1 protein-coding gene and 1 pseudogene are annotated in these 1,707 nt (G+C 61.2%); both read right to left on the bottom strand.

The genetic code is table 11. The features are described 5' to 3' along the window. Positions 1-340 precede the first annotated feature (340 nt). Positions 341-1,330: a BMP family lipoprotein gene (locus WBB85_RS06640; protein WP_432637840.1), complete on the bottom strand. Its 990-nt coding sequence runs from the start codon at positions 1,328-1,330 to the stop codon at positions 341-343. A 117-nt stretch (positions 1,331-1,447) separates the two neighbouring features. Beyond that, positions 1,448-1,699, bottom strand: a pseudogene (locus tag WBB85_RS06645) (calcium-binding protein); the annotation flags it as partial. Between the last annotated feature and the right edge of the window lie 8 nt (positions 1,700-1,707).

Here is a 1,707-nt window from a genome sequence, read left to right on the forward strand (position 1 = left end):
ATCCACAGTTTCACTCCAATATGGGAGGGCGGACCCTCCGGCTCTTTTCTGTCGGGACGGATGCCCCGACAATCGAGTCCTCACGGGTCCTGCGCACAGCCCCGGAACACATTACGGCGATCCGAAGAAACTTTGTCATTTCCCGTCTCGGGCAGGAATTACGGCCTTGCGGCCACCCACCGTCTTGGACGAATCGTCCGAGGCAATGCGCATGGCAAAACCCCGAACAAGAGCGCGGTCTAATCGGTTTCAATGCGAATGTGAAGAGCGTAACGCGAAAAAAGGCAGCGCGCCTTGCGCTACCTGTCTTCACCGGTCCGTGATGTTCACCCTAGCGCAATCACAAACCGAAATCCAGATAGTCCTCGACCACGATGCGGCCCGCGATGATATCGGCAATCGCCGCATCCGCCGCGTCGCGCATGTCTTGAGTCAAAAGGGTTCTGTTGAAGTCGCCATAACCATACCCAAGTGCACCGTCGGCCAATCCCAACTCGATCAGGCCTGGCTGCAGATCGGCGCCGGCACCAAACACATGTTCCACCGCGACATCGACGTGCTTTTCCATCGTCGTCAGCATGGTGCCCGGGAAAAAGTCCTGCACATTGCTGTAAGTCCCGATCGCGAGGCGACCCGCATCAGCAACGGCCTGAAAAACACCCAGCCCGGTCCCCGCTGCAACAGCATAGATGACATCCGCCCCTTGCGCCATCTGAGCATTGGCGAGTTCGCCTCCCCGGACCGGGTCGTTGAGCGCGGCTGGTGTCGTCCCTGCCATGGACACGATAACCCGGGCATCAGGATCGGTATCCAGAACACCCTGTTCGAACGCCGTTGAAAACTGTCGAATGAACGGAATATCAATCCCGCCCACAAAGCCGACCGTATCCGTTTCCGAGGCCAGTACCGCCACCACTCCCATCACATAGGCCGCCTCATATTCAGCAAAAACCACCGAACTGACATTCGGCTGATTGACCACCGCGTCGATGATCGCAAAGGACCGGTCGGGGTAATCGGGCGCCACCACGTCGAGTGCATCCACGAAACCGAAGCCGATGGTAACGATCGGCGCATAGTTCGCGCTGGACGCGGCGGCACGATCCAGCGCCTGCTCGCGCTGCGACTCCGACTGGATTTCAAATTCGCCATAACTGTCGCCGGTGGCCGCGGACCAGGCTTGGGCGCCTTCGGAGGCGCTCTGGTTGAAACTCGCGTCGAATTTGCCGCCCAGATCGTAGATCAGGAAGGGGTTGGTTTCGGCGGGCGGCTGCGCACCGGTCACGGTGATGCGGGCGTCAATCCCGGCCTTTCGCGTAACGCCCTCCAAGGTCAGCGTATCGCCGCTGTCAAAGCGCAGCACGACATTACCGTTGACCACGCGCATCACGTAATCAGCGCTGTCGACATGGATTTCGTCGAGACCCTTCTGGAAATCGGTGATCACGTCGCGATTCGCGCGGCCAGAGGTTTCAAAGACGAACACATCCGCGCCGGTCCCGCCGGTCAGTTCGTCCGCGCCGGTGCCGCCGTCCAGCCGATCGCGCCCCGCGCCGGCCTTGATCACGTCGCGCCCGGCACTGCCGAACAGGCGATCGTTACCGGCGGCGCCGAACAGGCGGTCGTTACCGCTGCCGCCGTTCAGCCGGTCGTTGCCGCCGCCGCCAAAGAGCAGGTCGGCGCCCTTGCCGCCAAGGATCGAATCCG

It is taken from the genome of Albidovulum sp., from assembly GCF_049646345.1.
GTDB lineage: Bacteria > Pseudomonadota > Alphaproteobacteria > Rhodobacterales > Rhodobacteraceae > Albidovulum.